The following is a 6,100-nucleotide window of genomic DNA, read 5'->3' as shown; positions in this document are numbered from 1 at the left end:
TACATCAGAATAGCGAAGTTCCTTACCCAAATTCCAATTTGAAGCAATACGTTTGAAAATATAATCGTTTGAAAAAACTTGTTTCGAAGCAAACTTTCTCCCGCTCCTGTTACTTCTTTAGCAGACATTTCAATCAGCACTCTCCCTCAACCAAAAAATGATTTATTTCTCCACCTTCTCGGCTGGGCCATGATAACCCTTTTCACCATAAGGCTGCAGCTTTTGGGCCCATATCTCCTTTAAATCGTTGACTTCTCTGTTGTATTGTCGCACCATGTCAACGGGTTGACGGCCTTCCGGGTCCAATACGTCTTTATAATCATAACGAATCTTTTGTTCCAATTTAACGGTCTCTAGAACGAGAAAAGAAAAGTTTTCGCCGCCAAATTGCTTCCATTCCTTCTGCAGCTCCTTGTTCGCATGACCATTCATATTCAGTACAAACTGCTCTTTTCCCCAAAGGGCATCTAAATTAGTGGAGCTTCCTAAATAAATTTTTCCATTCACATTATTTTTGATCTGAAAAACACCCATCTGCCGCTCACGCTCTTGGTACTCAGCTGTCAGCTGCTTCCTCTTTGCCTTATCCATTTTTGGATCACCCTTTCGTTCTTCCTCTTGCTCCTGCACTTTGGCCTGAGCTTTCTGTTTATCCGTTTTTCCTTGCTTGCCTTTAGCAGATTTCTTTGGGGCTGTCATTTGCTCAACCTGCTCGGTCGACCCACTCTGTTCAAGCTCATTTTTCTTGATTCCTGAACCCTTCACCCAATACACTTTGCCATCATCTTTACGATCCAAGTAGCCATAATCGATCAGATAGCGGCGCAGTGTTGCATAATCCTCTTCCCAAAAAGAAATTAACCGCTCATTCACTTCTTTCTCTGTATAGTGGACTCCGCTTTTGAAATAAGAGGCGATATGACGCAGCACTGCTACTTTACGTTTCTCCTTGCGCGGAAATGAGGCGAGCGGACCTTCAGGACCATCCGGAAAATATTGCTTCAAAAGATCTGTGTATTCATCCTCTGTAATCGCATAGCGTTCATCTATTTGTGTAGCCGTCCGATGTACAGGCACGAATCGCGGAGCCGCAGTGTTGCCATGGTCCATCATTTCAATAATTGCGAGCAGAAGCCTTGCTTGCTTGGCCTTTTCCTTCAGTACGAAACGATGATTCCGAATGGTCGAAGCGCTGCCTATTCCAGTACGGCTCATCATCTCGTTGTCAGTCAGCTGATCGGCAAAACCTTGAATAAGCTCCTTCTGTAAGTCGGTCAGACCTGTCTGCCGCTTATCCAGCTCAAGTAAATAATCAAGCATGGAGCCATGCTCCTGCTGGACATGATAGGCTGCATATTTACGCGCCTCATACCAGCGTCCAGACTGCTCATCCCGAAAAATCTCTCCATCCTCAAAGCGTTCTCCGCAAATAAGGCAATAATAAAATCCTTCGGCTTCCTCATATACATAACCCTGCTTCAGTTCTTCTACCGATGCCGACCAAAAACGTTCTTCAGCAACCATTTATCCAAACACCTCTCAATAACGTCTACTTATTTTATAAACATTATATAATTATGTTTGGTTTTTATCAAATACTTTTTCCAACAAAAAAAGTCGCCTTAAGGAAATATCCTTAAAGCGACTTTTCTGTCATTCCTATTCGAGTTACACCGATTCTTTCCTATCCTTTGGCAGCATAAGCGCCAGCAAGCCCATTAGCGGTAACACGCTGCAAGCGACCATAACAAAGCTGAGTGAACGGGCGTCCGCCAAATATCCGAGAACTACCGCACCAAGTCCACCCATTCCAAAAGCAAGACCCGTTATAAGCCCCGAAGCCGTCCCTACCTTGCTGGGCATTAGCTCCTGCGCATACACGACGCTTACCGAGAATCCGGATTGCAATACAAAACCAAGCACTACGATTACTGGATATACCCAGGCTAGAGGCAGATGCGGCAGAACGAGAGCGAATGGTGCTGCGCCTAGAATGGAAATCAGCATCATTTTTTTGCGTCCGATCCGATCCGCCAATATACCGCCAAGAAAGGTGCCGGCAACACCGGCTGCCATAAATAAAAATAATGGAATCTGTGCTTGCTTAATCGTCAGATGATAGGCTTCCACCACATAAAACTGATAAAAGTTGCCGATCGCTGCCGCATACCAGGATCGTGCAAATACGATCACGAACAAGATAGCAAGTGCAAACGCAACAACCTTGGGTGCCAGAGCGGGCTTCGCGCTGCCTGCCGCTTTGCGCTGCATTTTGCCATCATGTACAGCTAACTGCGTCTTATACCAAGGAACGACTTTCGTCAAAATAATAATGGCTGTAGCAGCAAGCAATGTCCCCCATATAGCGCCCTTCTGTCCAAACGGCAGGAAGATCAGCATCGTCATCAACGGACCGAGCATTTGACCAAAATTACCGCCAACCTGATAAATCGACTGGGAGAAAGCTCTGCGATTGCCTGCGGCCAAATGAACAACCCGCGAGCCCTCTGGATGGAACACGGCTGAGCCAAGCCCCACAAACACAACCGCGAGCAGCACTAAGTAGAAGTTCGGTGCGAAGGCTAAGCCAACCATCCCGAGCATGCTTGCACACATCCCGACAGGAAGCATCCAAGGCGCCGGCCTCTTATCCGAGATCAAGCCGACAACAGGCTGCATAACGGATGAAGTCATATTGAGCGTAAAAGCAATCCAGCCGATTTGTGCCAAGCTTAAGCGTAGAGATTGTTCCAATACGGGAAACAGCGCGGATACAACCGATTGCATCATATCATTCATGAGATGAACGGAGCTGATACAAATGAGTATCGAGTATACAGTAGCAGATTTTAGCGCTTCTTTATTGATTTTTCTCGTTTCTTGCTGTGCAGACATGTTTAGTAGGACCTGCCTTTCTTAACGAAAAACACTCGTAACCCTCAACGAAACGTGCAGCAAGCATGAACTAAGCTATTGCAAACTTCATGCAAACAGGACTAGGCAGCTCAAGCTCCGAATCCAGCTTGGACAGCAGCCCGCTTTCCGCATCTACTGAAAATACAGTAATATTGCCAGTCTTCTGATGAGCAACGAGCAAATGATCGCCGCTTGGCGTAAGGACAAAATTTCGCGGCGACTCTCCGCCGCAATCGATATGCTGAATAAGCGAGAGCTGTCCATTTCCTTGATCTACTGCAAATACAGCAATACTGTTATGACCACGGTTAGAGCTGTACAAATAACGTCCCGAAACACCTAAATGTATATCCGCTGAATCGTTATATCCATTGTAGTCAGCTGGCAGTGCTGATATCACCTGGTTTGCTGTTAATGTGCCAAGTTCCGAATCCACATCAAATTGTGTAATCGTCGAATCCAGTTCATTCATCACGTAGCCTGTTTCTAAATGAGGATGGAATATTAAATGACGTGGACCAGCACCACGATGAACCTTGCTAATCCCATGAGGAATAAGCGAGCGCCGTTCCTCATCAAAGCGATAAATAACGATCGCATCGATGCCCAAATCGACTGCACATACATAAGAAGAACCAAACGGAATGATGCAATGAGCATGCGGTGCATCCTGCCTTGCTGCATTTGGACCGAGCTCGCCGGAATTTTGCTGAACAGATGTTGCCTCCTCCAGCCCGCCATCCGCCTTAATCGGCAATAATGCAACGTTTCCGCCTGTATAATTGGCAGCTAAGAGCACCTGCCCCGCTTTGTCCGTGCTAATGTAGCAAGGATGAGCGCCATATGTAAGCAAGCGGTTGCCTGTAGATTTCAGCAAGCCCGTTGCTTTATCAATCTCAAACGAAGCGACTGAGCCGCCTCTGGCATCTCCGGTTACTTCAGTTTCACTAGCCGCATATAAGCTGCCGCCACTTGGATTTAAAGTCAAATAAGAAGCGTTTTCGAGCCCGCTAAGACGCTGCAATATCGCTAGCTCACCTGTCGTTTCGTCAAACGTACACACATGAATCGTCGATTCCTCCGCTGTTCCATATGACCCGATATAAAGGATGTTTATGGGTGTCGGTTGCTCCTTTAAATTGCTCATTTTTTATCCTACCTCTCTGACTTTTTGGCTTTACAGTGACCATAGCATAAGCGGCTTCATCAAACAATGTCTTTTTTTTATAAAAGACTTCACAAATACTATTGTGACATGTTACAATGTAAGCGCTAACAAATTCAGCGATTCACATTTCTAAAGGGGGAATTGAGATGATGAATGTTGTAATGAGCGAACGGAATGTGTATGAGGATTTCGAGTTGGAGACAGACGTGCTCTATTTCAAGCTCGGTATGCAAGGACTCGTAAGCTTCCATGGCAGAAACTATAATATAAAGAGACGAATGACTGCCGAACAGATCAGCCAGTTGACTAACGAACGCAGCTTCTATCAAGTCAGCTCTAATTGCTACATCAATATCGGAAAAATCAAGACGATTGATGCTGGTACGATTTATTTTGACTCCGAAATAACAGACTCTAAGCAAGTAACCGTAAATCGCCGCAAGCAATTCGTCATCCAACAGCTGTTTTCACAGCGTGCTTCAAGCAAAGAATATCGGATAACAAAATAGTTGTACATACAACCGCCCCATTTTCCGCTATTATCGGAATAGGGCGGTTGTTTGTTGTCTACTGTCCTGCTATTCTAAAGTTGAATATTATTATATTTTTTGCACAAATGAAGTCAATTATTAATCACTTTTAGGAGGACTACCATGTCTACGCAAGGACAAGCATTTGAAAAATTATTTCATGATGAGCAAGCTGTATGGCTGCAATGGGGCACTTATGAAGCAGCTGTATTGCCAGCAGTTGGTGCCAATCTTATTGCGTTTCGCGATAAAGCAAACAATTATACCTTCCTTCGTGAACCATCCCTAGAGGAAATGGATAGCTTCAGAGAGAATCCGGGCATTCACGGCATCCCGGTTCTGTTCCCCCCAAACCGTTATGAAGATGGTACTTTTACATGGAACGGCAGAACGTATAACTTTCCAGTTAACGAAGCAAAAACGGGCAACCATTTGCACGGATTTTTCCATACAGCAGCTTGGAGTGTCGAGGATTTTGGCACAAACAAAACGGAAAGCTACGTATCGCTCAAAATTTCAATCGATGAAAGCCACCCGATCTACACGTATTTGCCGCATCGCTTCACGATTAAGCTTCGTTATGCTTTGAATGATACGGGTCTACTGCAGCATGTATCGGTACATAATGAAGGAACGGACGTTATGCCTTGCCTGATCGCTTTCCATACAACGATCAATGCACCGTTCGCAGCGAATAGTACAGCAGATGATTACCGCTTCACGCTAACAACCGGCAAACGCTGGGAGCTTAACGAGCGGATGCTGCCAACAGGCAATTACCAGACGCTAGTTGCAGACGAGGAAGCCATGAAAACAACAGGTATCTCCCCATTCTGGGAGCCGATGGATAATCACTACACAACCGAGCCGCAAAATGGCCGCAACGCGATGGAGCTGACCGATACACGCAATGGCGTAACGCTAGTCTATGATATTGGAACAGCTTACAAGCAGTGGATGATTTGGAACAACAACGCTACGCCAGGCTTCTTCTGTCCGGAACCGCAACTGAATCTCGTCAATGCGCCAAATGTGAACTTGCCAGCTGAGCAAATCGGGCTTGTCTCACTTGAGCCAGGCGGCATTTGGGAAGAAACAAGCCGCTTGTACGTTAGAAAATAGGAACTGATCAAAGGATAGCAGCCATTTCGCTGCTATTCTTTTTTTTATGTTGAGATTGATTTTTAACGAAGCCGAATCATTTTTTCCATCCAAATACAGGACAGGAGTGACTATTGTCGAGAAAGGCTGTAAAATGTAAGCATTAGCCCCTCTTATGTCGAAAACTGAAGGGAGAATATGATGCGGCAATCATTATGGAAAGCACTTGTCATTACAAGCTTCTTATCCTTTATTCTCATCATCATTCCACAATCAACTGTCCACGCAGGTTTAATTGATCGAATCAAAGACATTTACAATACACCTGAGAAAATAAGCGAGCTCCAGCAGCAGTATATTGAAGCCACAGAAGCACTCGCTAAGC

General features: G+C 45.2%; 5 protein-coding genes and 2 pseudogenes. 3 read left to right on the top strand and 4 right to left on the bottom strand.

From position 1 onward, the window contains the following. The 4 genes and pseudogenes from AC1DSE_RS28310 to AC1DSE_RS28295 all read right to left on the bottom strand — a co-directional run. Positions 1-128 (bottom strand): annotated as a pseudogene (locus AC1DSE_RS28310) (MFS transporter); the annotation flags it as partial. 34 nt (positions 129-162) lie between these two features. Beyond that, positions 163-1,524 carry a DUF2087 domain-containing protein gene (locus tag AC1DSE_RS28305; protein WP_441886478.1) on the bottom strand — a complete coding sequence of 454 codons (1,362 nt, stop codon included), beginning with the start codon at positions 1,522-1,524 and terminating at the stop codon, positions 163-165. A gap of 144 nt (positions 1,525-1,668) precedes the next feature. Next, positions 1,669-2,895 (bottom strand): MFS transporter, encoded by a 1,227-nt coding sequence (locus tag AC1DSE_RS28300; RefSeq protein ID WP_441886475.1) that lies wholly within the window; start codon positions 2,893-2,895, stop codon positions 1,669-1,671. A gap of 70 nt (positions 2,896-2,965) precedes the next feature. Continuing rightward, positions 2,966-4,063 (bottom strand): lactonase family protein, encoded by a 1,098-nt coding sequence (locus tag AC1DSE_RS28295; protein ID WP_477512648.1) that lies wholly within the window; start codon positions 4,061-4,063, stop codon positions 2,966-2,968. Between the two features lie 167 nt (positions 4,064-4,230). Between AC1DSE_RS28295 and AC1DSE_RS28290 the strand changes: the two genes are divergently transcribed. The 3 genes and pseudogenes from AC1DSE_RS28290 to AC1DSE_RS28280 all read left to right on the top strand — a co-directional run. Further along, positions 4,231-4,593 (top strand): LytTR family transcriptional regulator DNA-binding domain-containing protein, encoded by a 363-nt coding sequence (locus AC1DSE_RS28290; protein WP_076268974.1) that lies wholly within the window; start codon positions 4,231-4,233, stop codon positions 4,591-4,593. 144 nt (positions 4,594-4,737) lie between these two features. Next, the gene (locus AC1DSE_RS28285) at positions 4,738-5,736 is read left to right on the top strand and encodes an aldose epimerase family protein (RefSeq protein ID WP_477512647.1); all 999 of its coding nucleotides are present in this window, start codon (positions 4,738-4,740) and stop codon (positions 5,734-5,736) included. A gap of 177 nt (positions 5,737-5,913) precedes the next feature. Beyond that, positions 5,914-6,100 (top strand): annotated as a pseudogene (locus tag AC1DSE_RS28280) (hypothetical protein); the annotation flags it as partial.

Source organism: Paenibacillus sp. 01L418 (assembly GCF_056400045.1).
Note: the sequence above shows the minus strand (reverse complement) of the source record. Positions and strands in the feature narration are given on the sequence as shown.

Bases quoted from the DNA above. Each gene is read 5' to 3' on its own strand.
- AC1DSE_RS28305 (WP_441886478.1), bottom strand. From the start codon at position 1,524: ATGGTTGCTGAAGAACGTTTTTGGTCGGCATCGGTAGAAGAACTGAAG.
- AC1DSE_RS28300 (WP_441886475.1), bottom strand. From the start codon at position 2,895: ATGTCTGCACAGCAAGAAACGAGAAAAATCAATAAAGAAGCGCTAAAA.
- AC1DSE_RS28295 (WP_477512648.1), bottom strand. From the start codon at position 4,063: ATGAGCAATTTAAAGGAGCAACCGACACCCATAAACATCCTTTATATC.
- AC1DSE_RS28290 (WP_076268974.1), top strand. From the start codon at position 4,231: ATGATGAATGTTGTAATGAGCGAACGGAATGTGTATGAGGATTTCGAG.
- AC1DSE_RS28285 (WP_477512647.1), top strand. From the start codon at position 4,738: ATGTCTACGCAAGGACAAGCATTTGAAAAATTATTTCATGATGAGCAA.